The sequence below is a fragment of the Luteimonas sp. gir genome, from assembly GCF_037198055.1.
Taxonomy (GTDB): domain Bacteria; phylum Pseudomonadota; class Gammaproteobacteria; order Xanthomonadales; family Xanthomonadaceae; genus Luteimonas; species Luteimonas citri_A.
The window spans coordinates 212,993-234,452 of the sequence record NZ_JBBAXQ010000003.1 but is presented as its reverse complement, the minus strand read 5'-3'; the positions used below and the strand labels follow the sequence as shown (position 1 = coordinate 234,452).

Below are 21,460 nucleotides of genomic sequence, written 5' to 3'. Positions count from 1 at the left end.
CTGCGCAGGCAATCATGCTGCGATGCGCCAATCACTGGAAGCCACCGCGCCCTCGTCCCCCACCCCCGCCCCGCACCGCGGGCCGCCTCCGCCTCCCGCCGACGACTGGGCCCTGTTCCTCGATGTCGACGGCTGCCTGCTGCCGTTCGCCAAACGTCCCGATGCGGTCTCCGTGCCCGCCACGCTGCTCGCGCAGTTGGTCGCGCTGCGTGCTTCGCTGGGCGGCGCACTGGCGCTGGTCAGCGGGCGCAGCCTGACGACGCTCGACCGGCTGTTCGCACCCGAACGGTTCACCGCCGCCGGCCTGCACGGCGTCGAGCGGCGCCGTGCCGATGGCATCGGTCACGGCGCGCCGTCGCCGGCGGCACTGGCGGCGATCCGGGACGAGGCCGTGGTGGTCGCACGTCGCTATCCGGGCGCCGTGGTCGAAGACAAGGGCGCGGCGCTCGGCCTGCACTGGCGCGGCGCGCCGCAGGCCGAGGTCGCACTGCGCACGTTCGCCCAGGCCATGCTGCCGCGGCTGCCCGGCTACCAGCTCCAGCCCGGCGACCATGTCGTCGAACTGCGTCCCGAGCATGCCGACAAGGGCAGTGCGATCCTCGCGTTCCTGGAAGAGCCGCCGTTCGCCGGCCGCCGTCCGGTGTTCGCAGGCGACGATCTGACCGACGAGACCGGCTTTGCCGCGGTCAATGCCCGTGGCGGCATCAGCGTGCTGGTGGGCGACCGCGCTGCCTCGGCCGCCCAGTTCGCGCTGGCCGACCCGGCCCAGGTGCACCGTTGGCTCGGCGTGCCCGCCTCCCTTCCCGCCCCGCCCCCGGAGATCTCCCGATGACGCCAGCCGACACCTCCACCCTCAACCTGGGCCTCGTCGGCAACGGCAGCTTCGGCGCGCTGTTCGACGCGAAGGCCCGGTTGGTCTGGTCGTGCTTGCCGGCCTTCGACGGCGATCCGACATTCTGCGCCCTGCTCTCACCCAAGGCCGGCCATGGCGACTGGTCGATCGAACTCGACGACTTCGCGCGCAGCGAGCAGGCCTACATCGAGAACACCGCAATCCTGCGCACGGTGTTGCACGACCGCCACGGCGCCTCGATCGAGATCCTCGACTTCGCACCGCGCTGGCGCCAGCACGGGCGGTTCTACCGCCCTGTCATGCTGACGCGCCGGGTCCGCCTGCTCTCGGGCAGCCCGCGCATCCGCGTGCTGCTGCGCCCGCTCGCCGAGTGGGGCGCGCGCACGCCGGAAAGCACCTGGGGCAGCAACCACATCCGTTTCCTGCTGCAGGACTTCGCGCTGCGCGCGACCACCGACATGCCGATCCGGCTGCTGCGCGAAGGCCTGGCGTTCGTGCTCGACCGCGACCTGCACTTCGTGCTCGGCCCGGACGAAACGCTGACCCAGCCGATCGCCGAGTTCGTGCGCGACGCCCTGCACCGCACCACCGACTACTGGCGCGAGTGGGTGCGCTACCTGTCGATCCCGCTCGACTTCCAGGAGGCGGTGATCCGCAGCGCGATCACCCTGAAGCTGTGCCAGTACGAGGACAGCGGCGGCATCATCGCCGCGATGACCACCTCGATCCCCGAGGCACCGGGCACCGCGCGCAACTGGGACTATCGTTACTGCTGGCTGCGCGACGCGGCGTTCGTCGTGCGCACGCTCAATCGCCTGGGGGCGACCCGGACGATGGAGGAATACATCCGCTACATCTTCAACCTGGCAGTCAGCGACGACGGCGACATGCAGCCGGTCTACGGCATCGACTACGCGCACGAGTTGACCGAGGAGGAGATGCCGGCCCTGGCCGGCTACCGCGGCATGGGCCCCGTGCGTCGCGGCAACCTGGCCTATGTGCAGCGCCAGCACGACACCTACGGAAGCGTGGTGCTGGCCTCGGCCCAGCTGTTCTTCGACCGCCGCCTGGAACACCCGGGCGATGCGGCGACCTTCGCCAAGCTCGAACCGCTCGGCGACCTGGCCTGGAAGCTCTACGACCAGCCCGATGCCGGCCTGTGGGAATTCCGCGGCAAGGCCCACGTGCACACCTATTCCAGCGCGATGTGCTGGGCGGCCTGCGACCGGCTGGCACGGATCGCGGTGCAGCTCGGCCTGGACGCGCGCGCCACCCACTGGCGCGAGCGCGCCGATACGATGCGCACGCGGATCCTGGCCGAAGCCTGGAACGCCGAACTCGGTCATTTCGCCGATGCCTTCGGCGGCGACCGCCTCGACGCCTCGCTGCTGCTGCTTGCCGATCTGGGCTTCGTGACGCCCGAGGACCCGCGCTTCATCGCCACCGTCGATGCGATCGGACGCACGCTGCGCCATGGCGACGGCCTGTTCCGCTACGTCGTCCCCGACGATTTCGGCGCGCCGGAAACGAGCTTCACGATCTGCACGTTCTGGTACATCGACGCGCTCGCCTCGATCGGGCGCCACCACGAAGCGCGCAGCCTGTTCGAGACCATGCTCGCGCGACGCAACCATCTGGGCCTGCTGTCAGAGGACATGTCGTTCGAAGACGGCGAGGCCTGGGGCAACTTCCCGCAGACCTATTCGCATGTCGGCCTGATCATGGCGGCGATGCGGCTCTCGCGTTCCTGGCAGGAGGCGGCATGAGCCGCCTGGTCGTCGTCTCCAACCGGGTGGCGCTGCCGGACTCGGACCAGAACGGCGGCCTGGCGACCGCGCTCGATGCCGCGCTCAAGGAGGCCGGCGGCCTGTGGTTCGGCTGGAGCGGCAAAGTCGCCCGCGCGCATTCGGGCGAGGTGCACCGCGCCACGCACGAGAACATCGACTACCTGACCATCGACCTGTCGCGGGAGGACTACGAGGGCTACTACAACGGCTTCTCCAACCGCACGCTGTGGCCGCTGCTGCACTTCAGGCTGGACCTGGTCGACTACAACGCGTTGACCCAGGCCGCCTACCGCGGCGTCAATGCGCTGTTCGCCGAGAAGCTGGCCAAGGAGATCCGCGACGATGACATCGTCTGGGTCCACGACTACCACCTGCTGCCGCTCGCGCAGGAACTGCGCCGACGCGGCGTGCGCGCGCGCATCGGTTTCTTTCTGCACGTGCCGTTCCCCTCGGCCGACATCGTGGCAGGGCTGCCGCACCACGAAAAGACCTTCGGCGCACTGGCTGCCTACGACCTGGTCGGCTTCCAGACCGAACGCGACCTGGAGCGATTCCAGGACTACATCCGGCTGTTCCGTGGCGGCAGCGTGGCCACGCGCGGAACGCTGCGCGATCACGATGGGCGCAGCTTCCAGGCCGACGCTTTCCCGATCGGCATCGATGCCTCGGCGATCGCGACGCTGGCGGCCAACGCCGCGCGCAACCCGGCAGTGCGCCGGATGCAGGCCAGCCTCACGGGGCGCGCGCTGGCGATCGGCGTCGATCGCCTGGACTACTCCAAGGGCCTGCCCGAGCGCTTCCGCGCGTTCGAGCGTGTGCTCGACAAGCACATCGACCTGCGTGGCCAGCTGACCTATCTGCAGATCGCCCCGGTCTCGCGCGGTGGCGTTGCCAGCTATCGCGCCCTGCGCCGCGAGCTCGAGCAGTACGCCGGCCACATCAACGGCGCCCACGCCGACCCGGACTGGACGCCAGTGCGCTACGTCAACCGCACCTACCCGCACGCGACGCTGGCCGGCTTCTACCGGCTGGCGCGCATCGGCCTGGTCACCCCGCTGCGCGACGGCATGAACCTGGTCGCCAAGGAATACGTCGCCTCCCAGGATCCCGAGGACCCCGGCGCACTGGTGCTGTCGATCTTCGCCGGCGCCGCCCGCGAACTCGACGGCGCCCTGCTGATCAATCCGTTCGACAGCGACGGCGTCGCCGATGCGATCGCTGCGGCCCTGAAGATGCCGCTGGACGAACGCCGCGAGCGTTGGCAGTCGATGATGCAGCGCATCTCCAGCTACGACATCCACGCCTGGCGCCGCGACTTCCTCGACCGCCTCCAACAGACCCGCTGAAACCGGGGTCAGAGTCGCTTTTCCTGCGATTTTTTTCGACGCCCTCAAGCGTTCCTACGCGAAAAGCGACTCTGACCCCGGTTGGCTTGTTTTAGAGCGGGGCGGGCTGGATGATCTCGACCCAGTAGCCGTCGGGGTCCTTGATGAAGGCGATCGAGCGCATGCTGCCGTCGCTGAGCCGCTTCTGGAACGGGACCTGCAGCGCTTCGAAGCGGGCGCAGGCGGCGCGGATGTCGGGCACGCTGACGCAGATGTGGCCGAAGCCGCGCGGGTCACGGTTGCCGTCGTGGTAGACGGGGCCGTCCTGGTGTTCGGTGCCGTGGTTGTGGGTCAACTCAAGCACGCCACGCTGCTCGGCCAGCCACTGGCGGCGCGCTTCGTCGTCGTCGGGCAGGACGCCGGCGTCGTCGATCAGGACCAGGAAATACAGCGAGAACTTCGCGTCGGGAAAATCCACCTTGCGCGCGAGGGTGAACCCGAGCACGCGGGTGTAGAAATCCAGCGATGCGACCGGATCCTTGACCCGCAGCATCGTGTGATTGAAGACGAAGTCGCGCGTGGCGGTGTCGCGTTCGGCGGCGACGCCGGGGACCTGGGCGAGTGCGGCACGGGTCTGTGCGGTCATGGCACGGCATCCAAAAGGCGGGGGATGCATCATTATCGGCGATCGGCCGGTTGCCTGCGGCGAGCGCGCGCAACGCTGCGTCGCGGGCCCGCGCGCCCACGCTGTCGCCGTCAGTCCTCGCCCGTCTCCGGTTGCAGCCAGCCGCGCGCCCGGAATACCGGACCGACCAACGGCAGCACCGCCTCGACCTGGAACACGCAGCGCCCGTCGACCTCGCGCTCGTTGCCGCGCACGTCCGCCAGCAGCCGCGCCGGCAGCGGCAGTACGCCGAGCACGCGCGCGCCGACCACGTTCCAGTACAGCGTCCCGCCATGATGGTGGAGGACGCAGCGCAGTTGCAGCGCGCCGCGGCGCAACCGCAACTGGCCGTTGCGGTGCCACAGCCGCCAGCGCGCCTGGGCCCGTCGCGGCGTCGTGTCCAACTCGCGCAGCCAGATCTCTCCGCGCGGCCCGGTCGTGCAATCCAGGGTCAGTGCCGCGTCCGTGGTGGCGCCGGGGACGCCGGCCAGACGCGCGCACAGCCGCGCCAGCAGCCCCCGACTGCGCTCGATCGTCATCGCGCCGGCATGGCGCGCCTGCCCGCGCACGCCGTGCAGCGTGCGCAGCGCATCGGGCATCCGGAAGAACGCGGCGCCGAGCAGGGTCTGGAACAGCGTCGGCGCCATCGCGCGGCCTGGAACGGATCGGGCGCGCAGGATAGCGCTTGCGCGCCTTGCGTTCAGCCCGGATCGATCGCCTCGGCCGGTCGTCGCTGCAGGCCGAGCAGGCCGATCGCCACCGCCAGGACCGCGTACGCGGCCGCAAACTGGAACGCGATCCCCTGGCGCAGCCCCTCCAGTTGCCACGGCAGCACCAGCGCACCGGCCGGGTGCACCGAATGGATCACCCCGAACAGGGTCGCGACCGCAGCCACCAGCAGCGTCGCCACGGCCGTGCCCGGGCGCCGATCGACCAGCGCGACCAGCGCCGTCGCCCACAGCATCGCAGTGATGATGAAGCCGTTGCCGAGCACGACGATCGTCGCCATCTCGGGCAGGCCATGGCCGGCATCGACCTGCGCATACAGCGCGGCCATCCGCGCAGGATCGATCCAGGCCGGATTGCCGAACTTGATGTTGAGCAGGTAAGCAATGGCCGGCAGGAAGGCGAGCGCCACCGCGATCGCGTGCTCGCGTCGGGTGCTGTGGAAGGCCTGCACGGTGATGTCGATCCCGACGAACACGATGATCGGTGCCAGGACCGCGACCGGCAGCCACTGCACCAGTCCCGACACCAGGCCGAGCATGCCACCGACGCCGATGAACAGTCCCGTCAGCAGCGTGTAGCCGCTGCGCGCGCCCATGTGTTTGTAGGCCGGCTGGCCGATGTAGGGCGTGGTCTGGGCGACACCGCCGCAGACGCCCGCGACCAACGTCGCGATCGCCTCGACCAGCAGCACATCGCGCGTGCGGTAGTCGTCGCCGGCCGCGCGTGCGCTTTCGCTGACGTTGATGCCGCCCACGACCATCAGCAGGCCGAACGGCAGCAGCAGCGACAGATACGGCAACGTGGCAGGCAGCCCGGCGACGAAACCGAGGTTCGGCCACGGCAGTGCAGGCGCTGGCCAAGTCGCGTCCGGCAACGCGAAGCCCGGCGAGAGGCCGGCGAGACCGAGGCCGTAGTACAACGCGAGACCGACCAGCAGCGCGAACGGCACACCCGGTAGACGGAACGGCACGGGGCCGCGTGCGACCAGCACGTAAAGTAGCAGGCCCAGCGTCGCGATCCCCGCGACCGGTGAGCGCAGCGTTTCGATCAGCGGCAGAAAACCAAGCAGCATCAGCGCCGCGCCCCCGATCGAACCCAGCAGTGCTGCGCGCGGCACGACGCGCGTGATCCAGTCGCCGGCGAAAGACAGCGCGAGCTTCAGCACGCCCATGACGACCAGCGAGGCCATGCCCAGCTGCCAGGTCGCGATGCCGGCGGCGTCGGCGTCCATCCCCTGCCGGCCGAACGCGAGGAACGCGGGACCCAGCACCAGCAAGGCCATGCCGATGCTGGTCGGGGCATCCAGGCCGAGCGGCATCGCGGTGACGTCATCGCGGCCGCTGCGCCGTGCAAGACGACGCGCCATCGCCGTGTACAGCAGATTGCCGATCAGCACGCCGAGCGCGGTGCCCGGAAACATGCGACCGAACACGATGTCGGCGGGCACCCCGAAGATTCCGACCAGCGCGGCGGCGATGAAGCCGAGGATCGAGAGGTTGTCGACGACAAGGCCGAAAACGCCGTTGATGTCGCCGGCGACGAACCAGCGAAGACGAGAGCGGGGAGCGGCAGCGGTGGACATCGGCATTCCGGAAAAACGGGGGGATCGAGCGCACGGTCACCGCGACAGACGCCGACGCATCCGTCGTAGGAGACCCATGCCGACAGGCTGCGCGCGTGCGCCGACATCGCGATCTTGCGGCGCCTGCCGGGAGACGGCAACGGGCGGGCGCGCCCCATGGCGCGCCCCACGCCGGAGCCCGCCGCGCCATCGGCGACGGGCCGGGTCGGGCTTTAGAACTTCGCCATGAACTCCACGCCCCAGGTCCGGGGCTCGTTGACGAATCCGGTCAGGTTGTTGAAGTCGATGCCACCGACGATGCGCGTGCTGTCGGTGATGTTGCGACCGAACACGGCGAGATCGTAGCGGCCCTGGTTCCAGTTCGTGCCGACGCGCAGGCCGCCTTCCAGCGTCGAACGGCCGCGGAACTCAGGCGACTCGTAGAGGAAGAAGTTGACCTGTCCACGGTACGCCCAGTCGGTGTAGACGTAGAACTCCGCGTCGTCGCCGACCGGCACGCCCCAGCGCGCGGTGAGGTTGTGAATCCACTTCGGTGCCTGCGGCAAGGCATTGCCGTCCACGCGCGCGAAGGTCTGCCCGTCGATGACCACCGTGGGATCGGTGACCGTGCAACCGCCACCGCAGATCGCGACCGCGAGGTTTGGATCGCGGATCTCGGTGTCGTTGTAGCTCGTGCCCCAGGTCACCAACAGGGTGTCGGTGAGCCAGGCCTGGAGGTCGAGCTCGACGCCCTGACCGATCGATTTGTCGGCGTTGAGTAGGATCGCCTGGTTGGTCGCGCCGCCCACGGCGATCAGCTGCTGGCCGTCGACGTTATAGCGGAACAGGTTGAAGCCGATCCGGCCGCGGCGGTCCCACAGGTCCGCTTTGATCCCGACCTCGTACGAAATCACTTCTTCCGAATCGGCGACCGAGATGCCACCGAATGCCAGCCGCCCCTGGATCGAGGGCGCGCGGAAGCCCTTGGCGACGCGGCCATAGACGTTGACGTCCTCATTGAGCTCGTAGACCGCGCTCGCATCCCAGCTGATGTCGTCGACATCGGTGTCGGCGAAATAGGGGCCGCCGACCGGCGTGCCGAACGGCACCGCCTGCAGCACACTGGCGCTGAAGTCCTTCTTGTCTTGGGTGTAGCGCAGGCCGCCGCGCAACTTCAGACGCTCGGTCGCGGCGTATTCGCCGGACGCGAACAGCGCCCAGGCGGTATTGCGCTGCTGCTGCACGGCATGGCCGGTCTGCGGATTGCCGGGGCTGAGCGAATCGTAGTTGAGGCTGTCGACGGTCAGTTCCTCGCGGAACCAGAACGCGCCCGCCTGCCAGTCGAACGGGCCGTCGAGATTCGATTCCAGGCGCACTTCCTGGCTGATCTGCTTGTGATCGGGAATGCCGTCGGCCGATTCGGACGAAAAGGGAATCAGTCCCGGCCCCGAGTCGGGCAGGAAGGCGGCGCCGTAGCCGCCGTCGATGTCGCCGCGGTTCAACGACTCCAGGGTCTCGTAGCCGGTGACCGAGTACAGGCTGTACTGCCCGAAGTCCCAGCGCAGCCGGGCGCTGGCGCCCCAGGTTTCGAGATCGGAGAAATTGACGCCATCGAGCGCGACGCGGTCGCGGTCGAAGCCGGGACGGAAGCGGTTGCTGCCGGGCGAGACGAGGTTGGCGCGGAACAACCGCGCCGTGCCATTGAGATCGCGCCTGTGCAGGTTGAACAGCCCCTCGAAGCCGTCGCCCTCATACAGGAACTGCACGCGCGCGGCCGATTCGTCGTAGCCCTCGAAGCCGTCGTTGGGCGCACCGGCCAGAGTGTTGCGCACCGAGTCGTCGCGGCGCTGGTAGAGCGCCGACACGCGCGCCGACCAGCGCTCGGTCAACGCGCCGCCGACCGCGCCCTCGAAGTTCCACATGTTGTCGCTGCCGTAGGCGAGCTTGCCGTAGCCCTCGAAGTCCTGGCTCGGGCGCACCGAATCGAACTTCACCACGCCGGCCGGCGTGTTGCGGCCGAACAGCGTGCCTTGCGGGCCGCGCAGCACCTCCACGCCGGCGATGTCGAACACCGGGAAACCCTTCAGCAGCGGGTTCTCCAGCACCACATCGTCGTAGATCAGCGACACCGGCTGCGAGGCGTTGAGATCGAAATCGGTGTTGCCCAGGCCGCGGATGTAGAAGCGCGGAAATGCGCGTCCGTAGCTCGACTCGATGTTGAGGCTGGGCACGCGGCCCGACAGGAACCGGATGTCGGTGCCGCCACTGCCCAGCACCCCGAGCTTCTCGGCATCGAGGGTGGTGATCGAGACCGGTACGTCCTGGATGTTCTCCACGCGCCGCTGCGCGGTCACTTCGACCGCATCGAGCGTGGCGGCCGTCGTCGGCGGCGCGTCGGTGACCTGGGCGAAGGCGGCCAGCGGCAGGGCGCCGGCAAGCGCCACGGCGAGCTGCGAACGGGACGGACGGCGCGGCTGGCGGAAGGGCTTGAGCGACATGGCAGGATCTCGGGCAGGAAGGGGAAGAACGGCTGGAAACGACAGGTCGACGCGCGGCCATGCGCGACGTCGCGCAGCCGACGCCGGGCGGCTCGGACAGCAGACGCACAACGGGCACGGCAGAACGATCGTCGGCAAGGCGGGGCGCGTCCCGGAACCGGGGCGCGCCGCCTCACTGTATTGCGATCTCCGGATAGGCGCCTGAACCGGTTTTGCAGACCTAGTCGCCGATCCAGGCGAGCGTCGCGATCCGGCCACTGCGGCCGTCGCGCCGATGCGAGAAGAACGCCGACGGCTCGGAGATCGTGCAGCGTCCGCCACCGTGCAGGGCGCCGGGCCGCAGGCCCGCGGCGACCAGCCGGCGGCGCGCCAGCGCGAACAGGTCGACCCGCCAGTGGCCCGGCCGGGTGGCGACGAAGGCCGCCGCCGCGCCGGCGTCCTGCCCGACGAAGGCATCGTGTACCTCGGCGCCGACTTCATAGGCCCGCGGGCCCGCCGCCGGGCCCAGCCAGGCGCGCACGTCGCCGGGCGGGGTGCGCATCGCGCCGAGCGTGCGTTCGAGCACGCCGGCGGCCAGGCCACGCCAGCCCGCATGCGCCGCGGCGACCTCGCGGCCGTCGTCGGCGGCGAACACCACCGGCAGGCAGTCGGCGGTCAGAATCGCCAGCACGGTACCGGGCACCGACGTCACCGCCGCATCGGCTTCGGGTTCGGCATCGATCGACCTGGCGCCGGTGGCCGGCGCCTCGAAGCGCAGTACGGTCGTGCCGTGCACCTGGCGCAGCCAATGTGGCGGCGACGGCAGCGCGAGCAGCTGCGTCAGCGCGGCCCGGTTGCCGTCGACGACCGCCGGGTCGTCACCTTCGGGCGAAGAACGGTTGCCGAGATTGAACTGGTCGAACGGCGGCGCCGACGCGCCCGCGCCATGACGCAGCGTGGTCCCCGCGCGCACGCCCCGCGGCGCGGGCCAGTCGGCCGGCAGCCAGACACTCATCGGCGCGCGAGGTCGCCGTGCTCTGCGGCGTCGGCACGCAACGCTTTGAGCAAGGCCTGCATGTCGGCCGGCAGCGGCGCACTGCAGCGCACCGCTTCGCCGGTCGTGGGATGGCGGAACTCCAGCGTCTCGGCATGCAGCGCCTGGCGGCGGAAGCCGCGCAGCATCGCCGCGGTCTCCTCCGACGCGCCCTTGGGCAGCTTCAGCGCGCCGCCGTACAGAGGGTCGCCGAGGATCGGATGGCGCAGATGCGCCATGTGCACGCGGATCTGATGGGTGCGGCCAGTCTCGAGCCGGCACTCGAGTGCGGTGTGCGCGCGGAACCGCTCGCGCAGGCGGTAATGGGTGACCGCCTCGCGGCCGTCCTCGCGCACGGCCATGCGCAGCCGGTCGCGCGGATGCCGGTCGATCGGCGCGTCCGCGGTGCCGCCCGAGACCAGCGCCCCGACGACGACCGCCAGGTACTGGCGATGCACGTCGCGCGCCGAGAGCTGCTCGACCAGCGCGTTGTGCGCCTCGAGCGTGCGCGCGACGACCATCACGCCCGAGGTGTCCTTGTCGAGTCGATGGACGATGCCTGCACGCGGCAGCGCGGTCAGCGACGGATCGCGGAACAACAGCGCATTGACCAGGGTGCCGTCGGGGTTGCCGGCGCCCGGGTGCACGACCAGGCCGGCCGGCTTGTCGATCACGAACACCTGGTCGTCCTCGTACAGCACCGACAGCGGGATGTCCTGCGGCAGCGCCTCGGTCTGGACGTCGAGGACGACGTTCAGGCGGACGGTCTCGCCGCCGACGACCGGGTCGCGGGGGCGCGGCACGGCCCCGTCGAGCAGGACATCACCGGCCTTGATCCAGGCGGTGAGGCGGGAGCGCGAGAACTGCGGGAACAGCTCGGCCAGGACCGCGTCGAATCGGCGTCCCGCGGCGGCGTCGGGCACTTTGGCGGTGCGCTGGTCGGGAAGGTCGCTGGGGGCTGGCTGCATTGGACGGCTCGGATTCAGGCGTGGGCGACGGGCGCGGGGCCCGGACTGGTATTATCCGCGGTTCGTGCCCCGACCGCCCATCGCCTCCATGACCCCACGCCTTGCATCGACGACCCGCGCCCTGGTGTGCCTGCTGCTGGCCGTGCTGGTCGCCACTGGCTGTTCCCGCGGCAAGACCAAGGATGACGAGAACGAGGGCGTGCCGGTCACCGAGCTCTACGACAAGGGCCATGCATCGATGCGCATGGGCAACTGGAGCAACGCGGCGACGACCTTCCGCCGCCTGGTCGCCCAGTACCCCTACGGGCCGCATACCGAGCAAGCGCTGATCGAGATCGCCTACGCGCAGTACAAGATGGGCAACAACGAGGAAGCGATCTCCAGCATCGACCGCTTCATCCGGACCTATCCCACGCACCGCAACATCGCCTACATGTACTACCTGCGCGGGCTGGTGAACTCCAACCGTGACACGGTGTTCCTGCAGCGGGTGTGGAGCCTGGACAGCAGCCGCCGCGACCTGGCCTCGCCCAACCAGGCCTACGCCGACTTCAACACCGTCACCGAGCGCTTCCCCAACAGCCGCTACGCCGCCGACGCGCGCCAGCGCATGGTCGCGCTGCGCAATATGTTCGCGCGCCACGAGATCGAGACTGCGCTGTACTACCTGCGCCGCGGTGCGTACGTCGCCGCGACCGAGCGGGCGACCTACCTGCTGGAGACCTATCCGCAGAGCGAGTACCAGAACGATGCGGTCGCCGTGCTGGCGCTCGCCTACGACCGGCTCGGCAACGACACACTGTCGGCCGACGCGCGCCGGGTGCTGGAGCGCAACGAACCCGATCACCCGTATCTGACCGGGTCGTGGCCGAACGAGCCCTGGCGCATCCGCCGCCTCAACCCGTTCGCGACCGAGCGCACCGCGATCGACAGCGACCGCGACTGACGATCCCAACGCCGCCCTCCAAGGCGGCGTTCTTCGTTCGGGGGCCCGGGCGCTTAAACTCCCCGGATGCCCGCCTTGCTCGCCCGCCTGCTGTACCTGCTCGCCACGCTGGTCGGCCTGTTGCCGCCTGTCGTGCAACGCGCGATCGCCAGCGCCGTCGCCACCCTCGGTCGCCTTGCCGGCAGCCGCGAAAGCCGCGTCGCGCTGCGCAATCTCGAACTCGCCTATCCCGAGCTTTCGCCCGACGAGCGCGAGGCCTTGCGGCGTGCGGTGCTGCGCACCACTGCGCTGCAGACGCTCGAGACGCTGCGACTGTGGACCCGCCGACCGGCGCAGAACCTGCGCATGATCCGCGAGCAGCACGGCGTCGGGCTGTTCGATGCGGCGCTGGCCTCGGGCCGCGGCCTGATCGTCGTCGCGCCGCACTACGGCAACTGGGAACTGCTCAACCAGTGGCTGGCCGCACGCACGCCGATCTCGATCCTCTACCGCGCCCCGGAATCGGCGGTCGGCGAAGCCTTCCTGCGGCTGGCGCGCGCACGCGCCGGTGACGACAGCCGTGTGACCCAGGTGCGCGCCGAAGGCCCGGCGGTGCGTCAGTTGTGGAAGACCCTGCGCGACGGCGGCGTGGCCGGCATCCTGCCCGACCAGCAACCCAAGGCCGGCGACGGCGAGTTCGTGCCGTTCTTCGGTCTGCCGGCGCTGACGATGACCCTGGTGCCGCGGCTGGCCGAACGCACCGGCGCGACCGTGCTCTACGCCTACTGCGAGCGCATCGACGACGGCCCCGCGTTCGCACTGCGCATCGAACCCGCGCCCGACGGCATCGCCGATGCCGACGTGCCGCGCGCGACCGCCGCGCTCAACGCCGGCGTTGAGCACATCGCCCGCCGCGACCCGGCGCAATACCAGTGGACCTACAAGCGCTACAAGGCGCGGCCGTCGGGTTCGCACGACGACAACCCCTATCTCGACCTGGAGCGCCGCCGATGACCCTGCCGACCGAGGGTCGCGACGACACGCCGGCCGATCCGTCGCCACAAACGTTGGTGACCAGTGCCGCGGCCCCGATCGAGACCGGCGCCTGGCAGCCGCTGCCGGTCGCCGCACGCACGCTGTCGACGATCACCGCATTGATCGGCACGTTGCTGCCGCTGGCGGCCCTGCTGGTGCCGGGGCTGCTCACGTTCGGCCGCTCGCCACTCTCGCTGGCTGCACACGCCGGCGCGCTGGTGCTGCTGCCGGCATGGACGGTGTGGATCGCACGGCGGCGTTGGCTGCGCACACGTTGGCGGCTCGACGACGATGGCCTGGGCATCCGCCGCGGGCACCTGTGGCGCAGCGACGTACGCGTGCCGGGCAACCGCGTGCAGCATCTGGACATCCGGCGCGGGCCGCTGGAACGCGCGTTCGGCCTGTCGACGCTGACCGTGCACACGGCCGGCACCCGCAACAGCGCGGTGGCGCTGTCGGGTCTGGATCACGCCCAGGCCGAGCGGCTGCGCGATGCACTGGCCGCGCGCGCAGCCCGCGACGACGACCATGACGACGCCTGAGCCGCCGCCGCTAGCGCCCCTGCCCCCTGCCGCAGGGCCCGGCGATGCCGAGCGCCGGCTGCACCCGGCCTCGTGGCTGTTCGTGCTGCTGCAGAACCTGCGCCAGTTCATCGTGCCGCTGATCGTGCTGCTGGTCGCCGGCCGGCGCGCCGACGACGGGCCGGCGTGGTTGCCGCTGATCGGCATCGGCGCGCTGGTCGCGGTGTCGGTGTGGCAGTACCTGACGTTCCGCTATCGCATCGCCGACGACCGCCTGGTGGTGCGCAGCGGCCTGCTCGAGCGCAGCGTGCGCCAGATCCCCTACTCGCGCATCCACAACGTCGCGATCCATCAGTCGCTGCTGCATCGCCTGGTCGGCGTGGCCGAGGTCCGGCTCGAGTCGGCCGGCGGCACCCGCCCCGAGGCGCAGATGCGGGTGTTGCGCCTGCCCGAGGCGCTGGCGCTGGAGCAAGTGATCCGCGACCGCGGCCGGACCAATGATGCGCGCGCGCCGCAGCCGGCGTCGGCGACCGCGCCCGGCGACACCCTGCTGGCGCTATCGACGGCCGAGGTCGTCAAGCTCGGGTTGATCTCCAATCGCGGCATGATCGTCGTCGCCGGTGCGCTGGCGCTCGCGTTCCAGGCGCTGCCCGACCGCACCGCGGGACGCTGGCTGGTTGAGGGCGGGCGCGAGGCGTTCGGCTACGCCAACGCCTTCGCCGCGACCTGGATGGCGAAGACGCTGGTGCTGGCCGGCGCGGTGGCGCTGGCGCTGCTGGCGATCCGCGCGTTCTCGGTGGCACTGGCGCTGGTGCGCTACCACGGCTTCCGGCTGCAGCGGCAGGGGCGGCGATTGACCGTCGAGCGCGGTCTGCTGAGTCGGTCGCGCAGCTCGGTGCCGCGCCGGCGCATCCAGGCCTGGACGCTGCGCGAAGGCGTGCTGCATCGGCTGTTCGCGCGGCGCACGCTGGAGATCGACACCGCCAGCGCACGCGGCAGCGACGGCCAGGGGCAGCAGGATGGCCGCGGGCTCGATGCGCTGGCGCCGATCGCGACCGCCGCGACCTGCGACGCGATCGTCCGCGATATCGCCGCCGTCGCGAGTTGGCCGCCGACGCAATGGCGGCCACTGCACCGCCGGGCCTGGCTGCGGTTGGCGCTCGGCGCATGGTTGCCGACCACCGTGCTGTGCCTGGTGCTGGGCTGGTTCTTCGGCCGCTGGGGCCTGCTCGGGCTGCTGTGGCTGCCGTGGTCGGCGTTCGTCGCGCATCGCCATGCGGCCCGCGCCGGCTATGCGATCGATACCGCCATGGTCGCGGTGCGCGAGGGCTGGTGGCGCCGGCACTGGCGCTTTGCCGAGATCGGCAAGCTGCAGGCGGTGGAGTTGCGCCAGTCACCGCTCGACCGTTGGACCGGCATGGCCGCGCTGTGGCTCGACACCGCCGGTGCGCAGCCCCTGGCACCGCCATTGCGTTTGCGCTTCGTCCCGCTCGCCGAGGCCGAACGCCTGCATGCGGCGCTGTCGCGTGAGATCGCCCGGCGGCCGCTGCGCTGGTAAGCGGGACCGCACCCCATTCAAAATGAGAATGGATGTCATTTATACTGGGCGACTGCATCCCGACGCCCAGGCCCCGCGTGCCTTCGATCCCTCGCTTCCGCCCGCTCAGCAAGTGGCTGATTGCCGCCCTTGCCGTCCCCTCTCTGGCCGCCGCGGCCGAGCCGCCGCAGGCCACTGACCTCGACGCGGTGCACGTCGTCGGCCGCGCGCAGGCGCTTTACCGCAGCGACGATGCCGCGGTCGCGACCCGCACCGGCACGCCGCTATCGCAGGTCCCGGTCTCGGTCCAGGTCCTGCCGCGCGAGCTGATCGACGACCAGGCCGCCTACGAGGTCACCGATCTGTACCGCAGCATCAGCGGCGTAAGCTTCTTCAGCTACGCCGGCGTCACCCTGCGCGGCTTCCGCCAGGAGAACGTGCTCTACGACGGTCTGCGCGGCGACCCCTACGCGGGTTTCTCGGTGCCGCAGTTGTTCAATATCGAACGGCTGGAAGTGCTCAAGGGGCCGGCCGGCGCACTCTACGGCGGCGGCGAGCCCGGCGGGATCATCAACTACGTGACCCGCAAACCGCAGCGTCGGGCGTTGCGCCGGGTCGAGCTGGCGGCCGGCAACGCCGCGTTCGCGGCCGGCTCGTTCGAAGCGACCGGCCCGCTGTCCGAGCGCGTGCGCTACCGGGTCGGCGCGCATGCCGACGGTGACGAGGGCGTGCGCTGGAACGCCGACAGCGAGAGCCGGATCGGCGATGCGTCGCTGGCCTTCGACATCGGCGACACCGGCGAGCTGACGCTGCAGGTGACCGACATCGAGCAGAACCTGGGCGGCAACCGGCTGCGCGGCGTGCCGGTCGACGACAACGGCGTGTTCCTGACCGATCGCCGCTGGAACCACAACGAGGCGACCGACTTCCTCGACATGGATGCACGCGTGGCGCTGGTGCAATACCGCGCTTCGCCGTCGGCGGACTGGGACGTGGACCTGTCGGCACGCTGGTTCGAGAACGGCGAGCACCAGATCTACCACGAGCCGATGGGGCTGATCGACCGCGACGGCGACGGCCGCGCCGAATGGATGACCCGGCAGTTGCGCAACCAGTTGCGCGACAACGAAGGACTGACGGTCGCCGGCAACGCGGTCTGGCGCTTCTCGACCGGCGCACTTGGCCACACGCTGCTGTTCGGGGCCGATGGCTATCGGCTGGATGCCGACTTCAGTGCGCAGACCGCCAACAGCGCCGACCTCGCCCGTGGCGCCGGCCCGGTGCCGGGCATCGACCTGGACGCACCGGTCTACGGCCGCAGTGGGTACTTCAACTATGGGCTCGACGCCCTGCCCTGGCGCAGCACCCGCACACGCGGCTTGCGCTACGGCGGCTACGTCCAGGACGAGATCGCAATCACGCCGCGCTGGCAGGTGCTTGCCGGGCTGCGCTGGGACGGCTTCGAAGACGAAGACCGCATCGGTGGCAGCCGGATCGAGGGGCGCGACCTGAGCTGGCGTCTGGGCAGCACGGTGACGCTGCGCGACGGCATCAATGCCTATGCCAACGTCGCCAGCGGTTTCCTGCCGCAGGCCACGTCCAACCAGGACCCGGCAGCGGGCGGCCCGTTCGACGCCGAGCGCAGCCGGCAGTGGGAGGCCGGGCTCAAGACCGCGCTGGCCGACGGCCGCGTGACACTCGGCACCGCGCTCTACCGCATCGAGCGCAGCAACATCGTGCAGGCCACCGGTGAGATCGTCGACGGCGTCAACCAGCTCGCCCCGTTGGGCCTGGTGCGCAGCGAAGGCCTGGAGGTCGACCTGCTCGCCGACCTGACCCCTCAGTGGGTGCTCAACATCGCCTATGCCTACAACGACGCCCGGGTGATCGATGCCGGCAGCAACGGCATCGTCAATGCCGCCGGCGACCGCTTCGCCAATGCGCCGCGCAACAAGCTCGGCGTGTGGACGCGCTATGACCTGCCGGCGCTGGCCTCGGCGATCGGTTTCGGCCTGGATCACACCGGCGAGCGCCTGAGCCTCGATGGCCAGCGGGTCAGGCCGTACACCGTCTTCGATCTGAGCTGGCAGACGCATTGGCAGCGCTGGAAGTTCCAGGCCAACGTCAAGAACCTGTTCGACAAGGTCTACGCGGCCAGCGGCTTCACCGAACGCACCGGCCATTTCCCCGGCGAGCCGCGGCGGCTGTACCTGCAGGCTGCGTACACGTTCTGAGCCGATGCCCGCCGACGCGCCCCCCCATCGCCAGCGCCCACCCGCCGCCGCGAAGAAGACCGGCGGCCGCCGGCTGTGGTTCGACCTGCACAGTTGGGTCGGACTCAAGCTGTCGCTGCTGATGGGCTTCGTGTGCCTGACCGGCACCTTGGCGACGGTGTCGCAGGAGATCGACTGGCTGGCCTTCCCCGAGGCGCGGGTGGCGCCGTCCAGCCAGCACGCGAGCTGGGGCACGTGGGTGGCTGCGGTGCAGCGCGCCTATCCGACGTGGACGCTCGAATCGCTGGCCGCTCCGCACGCATCGCGCTTCGCCGCGCGCGCGGTGATGCGCTTGCCCGACGGCGAGCGCCGCTTCGTCTGGGTCGACCCGGGCAGCGGCCGGGTGACCGGCGACACGCCCTGGTTCAATGCCCAGCGGATCCTGCGCAACACCCATCGCCATCTGATGCTGCCGCTCAAGATCGGCGTGCCGCTGGTGACGGCGCTGTCGCTGCCGCTGCTGCTGTCGCTGGCCACCAGCCTGGTCATCTACAAACGCTGGTGGCGCGGATTCGGCGCCTGGCCGCGCGGCGACCGGCCCCGCCGGCTATGGGGCGATGTGCATCGGCTGGCCGGTGTCTGGAGCCTGTGGTTCATCGCGCTGATCGGGCTGACCGGCGGCTGGTATCTGGTCGAATCGCTCGGCGGCGATGCCGGGCCCGCGGCGAAGATCGCGCTGCCCGAGGCTCCCACCCCAGCGCCCGCCGATCCGGCGGCGATCGACCGCGCGATCGCCGAGGCGGCGCGACGCTGGCCGCAGTTGCGGATCCGCGGCGTGCACGAGATTTCGTCCGCATCGCTGCTGGTCGACGGACAGGCGCAGGCCTGGCTGGTGCGAGACCGTGCGAACGCGATCGGGTTCGATCTGCGCGACGGCACGGTCGCCGGCCTGCGCGACGGCCGCGACATGGGCCTCCACCAGCGCATCGCCGAACTGGCCGACCCCTTGCACTTCGGCACCTTCGGCGGCTGGCCGGTGCGCTGGCTGTGGTGTGCGTTCGGCGCGCTGCTGACCGCCTTGTGCGCGACCGGTGTCTACCTTTACGGCCTGCGCGTGGCCGATGCCCTGCGTTCGGCGCAGCGCCGGAGGCCGACGTGAAGTCGCCCGGCCCCTGGCGGACCGCCTGGCGCGGCATGGGCCACTGGCGCTGGGCGTGGCTGGCGTTGCTGGCGCTGTGGCTGGCGCTGCTGGCGGACGCCTTGCGGACGGTGTAGCCGATAAACAGACGCCGACCGCTGCCCATCAGGCGGGCGCTCGTGTCGGATTCGGCCAGCCATTCTTCAGCTGGGCGTGGCTACGGTGTGCTCGCCCGACACCCCATTCGAAGGACCCATCATGTCAGCAAGTCTTCGCACCGCACTTGTACTTGCAGCGCTGTCCCTTGTCGGTACGGGCACCGCGCAGGCGTTTCAGGATGGCGATCGGTACGAATACGACCATCGCCACGCGTATGACGATCGAGACGAGCGGTGGGCTCGCCGCGAGCGTGACGATCGAGACGAGCGCTGGGGACGCGAACGACGCGGTCCGCGTTCCGACCGCTACGGTCCGTCGATCACGGTGTACGAACACGCCGATTTCAAAGGCCGCATGCAGTCGTTCAGCCAAGGCATTCGCGATATGCGAAGTGTCGGCATGAACGACATGATCAGCTCGGTCGAGGTGCGCGGCGCATGGGAAGTCTGCGAGCACGCGGATTTCCGCGGCCGCTGCGAAATCATCGATCGGGATGTACGCAATTTCGAACGCATGCGCATGAACGATCAGATCTCATCGCTGCGGCCCATCGAGTCTCGCCGACGCGGTTGGTAACTCATCCCTGCCGACCCGAGCCTCACCTCATCGACGCGTGGCGCCTGCAATCGCCAGGCACTGCGGTACCAGCGTGTTGCGGAAGCGCGCGTCGCGTTCCAGGAAGCGTCGACGCGCGCCGGCGCGCCGGCGTTCAAGTTCGGCGTCATCGAATGCCAGCGCCCGGGTCACCCCTGCTTCGATTGCAGCGACATCGACGATGAACCGTTCTGCCAGCCCTTCCGGGATACGCGCGCTTGGCGTGAGCAATACACCGTCATCAGCCGACACCAGCTCGTTCATCGGCGCGCCATCTGTCGTCAACACGATTGCGCCGACGGACATCGCCTCGTTGAGGTAATGCCCAAAGCCCTCCATCTCGGACGGACACAGGTGGAAGAGGCTCGCGTTCTGCAACTGGCGCAGTTCGTGCGCCCCCAGGTACTCGAGTCGGTGCGAGACATTCGCACGCGCCATCCGCCTGACTGCAGTCTTCGGGTTCTGCACGACCACCAGTTGCGGCCATTCGGGGTGCCGCTCCCAGGCGTCAAGCACGACCTGGGTGCCCTTCGCGCTGCTTCTGCCGGCCAGGTGGAAGAACTGACGCACGCGGGCGACCCCGGGATCGAAGACATCGTCGCTGGTGAATCCGATCTCGCGCACCTCGCAGCCCAGGGCCGCGAAGGCGTGTGCACCATGCTGGGTTTTGCACAGCACCGCATCGAAGCGGGGCAAAAACCGCTGCCAGGCAGGCTGGAACCACTCGGGATTGGGGATCAGGAGGTTGCAGTCCGCCAACGACAGGAACCGGTGATACACGCGTTCGAGGAAGATCTGCATGTCCACGCGCCGGCCCAGTGCATGCCGCACACGGTGTCCGATCTCCATGCAGCGATCCAGGGTCCGATTGCCGCCGTAGGCGACGACCTCCACCGCATGCCCGGCGTCCCGGAACAAGGCCGCGACCAGCGCCATATCCCGGCTGAGTCCGACCCCGTTGTCGCGGGAAATGATGCGGATGTTCGCCATGCCCTGCCGGTTCACTGAGGATCGAATCGAGACAGGATGCATGATGCGCCCTGGCAATGCGATTCTAGACAATCGCACTTACCTCGATGTGCCTGCCCTATGTCCGCCCCGCTTCCCCTCTCCGGCGTCGTCATCACCCGCAATGAGGCCGACCGCATCGGCCGCTGCCTCGATTCGATGCGCGGACTGTGCGCAGAACTGCTGGTCGTCGATTCGGGCTCGACCGACGATACGGTCGCGGTTGCAGTCGCGCACGGCGCCCGGGTCGTGCACCAGGACTGGCTGGGCTACGCCGCGCAGAAGACCTTCGCCAACACGCTGGCCACGCACGACTGGCTGCTGCTGCTCGACGCCGACGAATGGCTTTCGCCCGGCACCGCGGACACGATCCGCGCCTTGTTCGCCGACGGCCGCGTCGAGCAGGCCGATGCCTGGCTGCTGACCCGCCGCAACTGGTTCCTCGGCCATCGCCTGCGCGGCGGCGAACCGATGGAACGGCTGGTGCGCGCCGGCTGGCGCTACCTGCCCTCGCAGGTGCACGAACGACCGGACCTCGCCGGCAAGACGGTGCGCGCGCTCGCTGCCGACTTCGAACACGACACCTCGCGCAGCCACGCCGAGCACGTCGCCAAGCTCTCGCGCTATGCCCAGCTCTGGGCCCAGCAGCGCTTCGACGCCGGCAAGCGCGCCGGCCCACTCGACGGCCCATTGCACGCCGCCGCCTACCTGCTCAAGCAATACCTGCTGCGCGGCGCCTGGCTCGACGGCGCCGCCGGCTGGCGCTTCCACCGCGCCCAGGCCGGCTACGTGCTCGAGAAATACCGCCGTCTGCGCGCACTCGCCCGGTGAACACCGGGGGCAGAGTGCCTTTTCCTAAACCGAGGTCAGCGTCGTATTTCCTCTTGGGACGTCTGAGGCTGTCGCGCAACTCTGCCCTGGAAATACCACTCT

General features: G+C 69.9%; 18 protein-coding genes. 11 read left to right on the top strand and 7 right to left on the bottom strand.

Annotation, left to right across the window (positions count from 1 at the left end; genetic code table 11):
- The first annotated feature begins 22 nt into the window (after positions 1 to 22).
- From otsB to otsA, 3 genes are read left to right on the top strand one after another with little or no spacing between them, the layout of a single operon-like run.
- Positions 23 to 832: a trehalose-phosphatase gene (otsB, locus tag WAF18_RS07490; protein WP_337244542.1), complete on the top strand. Its 810-nt coding sequence runs from the start codon at positions 23 to 25 to the stop codon at positions 830 to 832.
- A complete protein-coding gene (locus WAF18_RS07485; RefSeq protein WP_337244541.1) occupies positions 829 to 2,619 on the top strand; it encodes a glycoside hydrolase family 15 protein in 1,791 nt (596 codons plus the stop codon). The genes otsB and WAF18_RS07485 overlap by 4 nt, the downstream gene beginning before the upstream one ends.
- On the top strand, positions 2,616 to 3,986 hold the full coding sequence (gene otsA, locus WAF18_RS07480; protein ID WP_337244540.1) for an alpha,alpha-trehalose-phosphate synthase (UDP-forming): 1,371 nt from the start codon (positions 2,616 to 2,618) through the stop codon (positions 3,984 to 3,986). The genes WAF18_RS07485 and otsA overlap by 4 nt, the downstream gene beginning before the upstream one ends.
- A 91-nt stretch (positions 3,987 to 4,077) precedes the next feature.
- Here otsA and gloA read toward each other — a convergent pair whose 3' ends face one another.
- The 6 genes from gloA to rluD form a co-directional block, all read right to left on the bottom strand.
- Positions 4,078 to 4,611 (bottom strand): lactoylglutathione lyase, encoded by a 534-nt coding sequence (gloA, locus tag WAF18_RS07475; RefSeq protein ID WP_337244539.1) that lies wholly within the window; start codon positions 4,609 to 4,611, stop codon positions 4,078 to 4,080.
- Between the two features lie 110 nt (positions 4,612 to 4,721).
- Positions 4,722 to 5,276 carry a DUF4166 domain-containing protein gene (locus WAF18_RS07470; RefSeq protein WP_337244538.1) on the bottom strand — a complete coding sequence of 185 codons (555 nt, stop codon included), beginning with the start codon at positions 5,274 to 5,276 and terminating at the stop codon, positions 4,722 to 4,724.
- Between the two features lie 53 nt (positions 5,277 to 5,329).
- Positions 5,330 to 6,940, bottom strand: a complete 1,611-nt coding sequence (locus WAF18_RS07465) for a hypothetical protein (protein WP_337244537.1) — start codon at positions 6,938 to 6,940, stop codon at positions 5,330 to 5,332.
- A 212-nt stretch (positions 6,941 to 7,152) separates the two neighbouring features.
- On the bottom strand, positions 7,153 to 9,417 hold the full coding sequence (locus WAF18_RS07460) for a TonB-dependent receptor (protein ID WP_337244536.1): 2,265 nt from the start codon (positions 9,415 to 9,417) through the stop codon (positions 7,153 to 7,155).
- A gap of 220 nt (positions 9,418 to 9,637) precedes the next feature.
- Positions 9,638 to 10,411 carry a peptidoglycan editing factor PgeF gene (gene pgeF / locus WAF18_RS07455; RefSeq protein WP_337244535.1) on the bottom strand — a complete coding sequence of 258 codons (774 nt, stop codon included), beginning with the start codon at positions 10,409 to 10,411 and terminating at the stop codon, positions 9,638 to 9,640.
- Entirely contained in the window at positions 10,408 to 11,397 is a 990-nt protein-coding gene (rluD, locus tag WAF18_RS07450; protein WP_337244534.1) for a 23S rRNA pseudouridine(1911/1915/1917) synthase RluD, read from the bottom strand. The genes pgeF and rluD overlap by 4 nt, the downstream gene beginning before the upstream one ends.
- Positions 11,398 to 11,485: 88 nt before the next feature.
- Between rluD and WAF18_RS07445 the strand changes: the two genes are divergently transcribed.
- The 7 genes from WAF18_RS07445 (at position 11,486) to WAF18_RS07415 (ending at position 19,501) form a co-directional block, all read left to right on the top strand.
- Positions 11,486 to 12,343, top strand: a complete 858-nt coding sequence (locus tag WAF18_RS07445) for an outer membrane protein assembly factor BamD (RefSeq protein ID WP_183426597.1) — start codon at positions 11,486 to 11,488, stop codon at positions 12,341 to 12,343.
- Between the two features lie 66 nt (positions 12,344 to 12,409).
- A complete protein-coding gene (locus tag WAF18_RS07440) occupies positions 12,410 to 13,336 on the top strand; it encodes a lauroyl acyltransferase (protein WP_183426596.1) in 927 nt (308 codons plus the stop codon).
- Complete coding sequence (locus WAF18_RS07435; protein WP_183426595.1) at positions 13,333 to 13,899, top strand: PH domain-containing protein; 567 nt, start codon at positions 13,333 to 13,335, stop codon at positions 13,897 to 13,899. The genes WAF18_RS07440 and WAF18_RS07435 overlap by 4 nt, the downstream gene beginning before the upstream one ends.
- Positions 13,886 to 15,436, top strand: coding sequence for a PH domain-containing protein (locus WAF18_RS07430; RefSeq protein ID WP_337244533.1), 1,551 nt, complete (start codon positions 13,886 to 13,888; stop codon positions 15,434 to 15,436). Before WAF18_RS07435 ends, WAF18_RS07430 begins: the two co-directional genes overlap by 14 nt.
- A gap of 86 nt (positions 15,437 to 15,522) precedes the next feature.
- Positions 15,523 to 17,649, top strand: a complete 2,127-nt coding sequence (locus WAF18_RS07425) for a TonB-dependent receptor (RefSeq protein ID WP_337244583.1) — start codon at positions 15,523 to 15,525, stop codon at positions 17,647 to 17,649.
- A 4-nt stretch (positions 17,650 to 17,653) separates the two neighbouring features.
- The gene (locus tag WAF18_RS07420) at positions 17,654 to 18,787 is read left to right on the top strand and encodes a PepSY-associated TM helix domain-containing protein (protein WP_337244532.1); all 1,134 of its coding nucleotides are present in this window, start codon (positions 17,654 to 17,656) and stop codon (positions 18,785 to 18,787) included.
- Positions 18,788 to 19,024: 237 nt separating this feature from the next.
- Complete coding sequence (locus tag WAF18_RS07415) at positions 19,025 to 19,501, top strand: beta/gamma crystallin-related protein (protein ID WP_337244531.1); 477 nt, start codon at positions 19,025 to 19,027, stop codon at positions 19,499 to 19,501.
- A 27-nt stretch (positions 19,502 to 19,528) separates the two neighbouring features.
- Here WAF18_RS07415 and WAF18_RS07410 read toward each other — a convergent pair whose 3' ends face one another.
- Complete coding sequence (locus WAF18_RS07410; protein ID WP_337244530.1) at positions 19,529 to 20,509, bottom strand: glycosyltransferase; 981 nt, start codon at positions 20,507 to 20,509, stop codon at positions 19,529 to 19,531.
- 99 nt (positions 20,510 to 20,608) lie between these two features.
- Between WAF18_RS07410 and WAF18_RS07405 the strand changes: the two genes are divergently transcribed.
- Entirely contained in the window at positions 20,609 to 21,358 is a 750-nt protein-coding gene (locus WAF18_RS07405; protein WP_337244529.1) for a glycosyltransferase family 2 protein, read from the top strand.
- The last annotated feature ends 102 nt before the right edge of the window (positions 21,359 to 21,460 follow it).

What these genes read in the sequence shown, in the direction of transcription:
- WAF18_RS07410 (WP_337244530.1), bottom strand. Translation starts at nt 20,509, where the DNA reads ATGGCGAACATCCGCATCATTTCCCGCGACAACGGGGTCGGACTCAGC.
- WAF18_RS07440 (WP_183426596.1), top strand. Translation starts at nt 12,410, where the DNA reads ATGCCCGCCTTGCTCGCCCGCCTGCTGTACCTGCTCGCCACGCTGGTC.
- WAF18_RS07470 (WP_337244538.1), bottom strand. Translation starts at nt 5,276, where the DNA reads ATGGCGCCGACGCTGTTCCAGACCCTGCTCGGCGCCGCGTTCTTCCGG.
- WAF18_RS07445 (WP_183426597.1), top strand. Translation starts at nt 11,486, where the DNA reads ATGACCCCACGCCTTGCATCGACGACCCGCGCCCTGGTGTGCCTGCTG.
- WAF18_RS07465 (WP_337244537.1), bottom strand. Translation starts at nt 6,940, where the DNA reads ATGTCCACCGCTGCCGCTCCCCGCTCTCGTCTTCGCTGGTTCGTCGCC.
- WAF18_RS07415 (WP_337244531.1), top strand. Translation starts at nt 19,025, where the DNA reads ATGTCAGCAAGTCTTCGCACCGCACTTGTACTTGCAGCGCTGTCCCTT.
- gloA (WP_337244539.1), bottom strand. Translation starts at nt 4,611, where the DNA reads ATGACCGCACAGACCCGTGCCGCACTCGCCCAGGTCCCCGGCGTCGCC.
- WAF18_RS07485 (WP_337244541.1), top strand. Translation starts at nt 829, where the DNA reads ATGACGCCAGCCGACACCTCCACCCTCAACCTGGGCCTCGTCGGCAAC.
- WAF18_RS07460 (WP_337244536.1), bottom strand. Translation starts at nt 9,417, where the DNA reads ATGTCGCTCAAGCCCTTCCGCCAGCCGCGCCGTCCGTCCCGTTCGCAG.
- otsA (WP_337244540.1), top strand. Translation starts at nt 2,616, where the DNA reads ATGAGCCGCCTGGTCGTCGTCTCCAACCGGGTGGCGCTGCCGGACTCG.
- pgeF (WP_337244535.1), bottom strand. Translation starts at nt 10,411, where the DNA reads ATGAGTGTCTGGCTGCCGGCCGACTGGCCCGCGCCGCGGGGCGTGCGC.
- rluD (WP_337244534.1), bottom strand. Translation starts at nt 11,397, where the DNA reads ATGCAGCCAGCCCCCAGCGACCTTCCCGACCAGCGCACCGCCAAAGTG.
- WAF18_RS07435 (WP_183426595.1), top strand. Translation starts at nt 13,333, where the DNA reads ATGACCCTGCCGACCGAGGGTCGCGACGACACGCCGGCCGATCCGTCG.
- WAF18_RS07430 (WP_337244533.1), top strand. Translation starts at nt 13,886, where the DNA reads ATGACGACGCCTGAGCCGCCGCCGCTAGCGCCCCTGCCCCCTGCCGCA.
- WAF18_RS07420 (WP_337244532.1), top strand. Translation starts at nt 17,654, where the DNA reads ATGCCCGCCGACGCGCCCCCCCATCGCCAGCGCCCACCCGCCGCCGCG.
- otsB (WP_337244542.1), top strand. Translation starts at nt 23, where the DNA reads ATGCGCCAATCACTGGAAGCCACCGCGCCCTCGTCCCCCACCCCCGCC.
- WAF18_RS07405 (WP_337244529.1), top strand. Translation starts at nt 20,609, where the DNA reads ATGTCCGCCCCGCTTCCCCTCTCCGGCGTCGTCATCACCCGCAATGAG.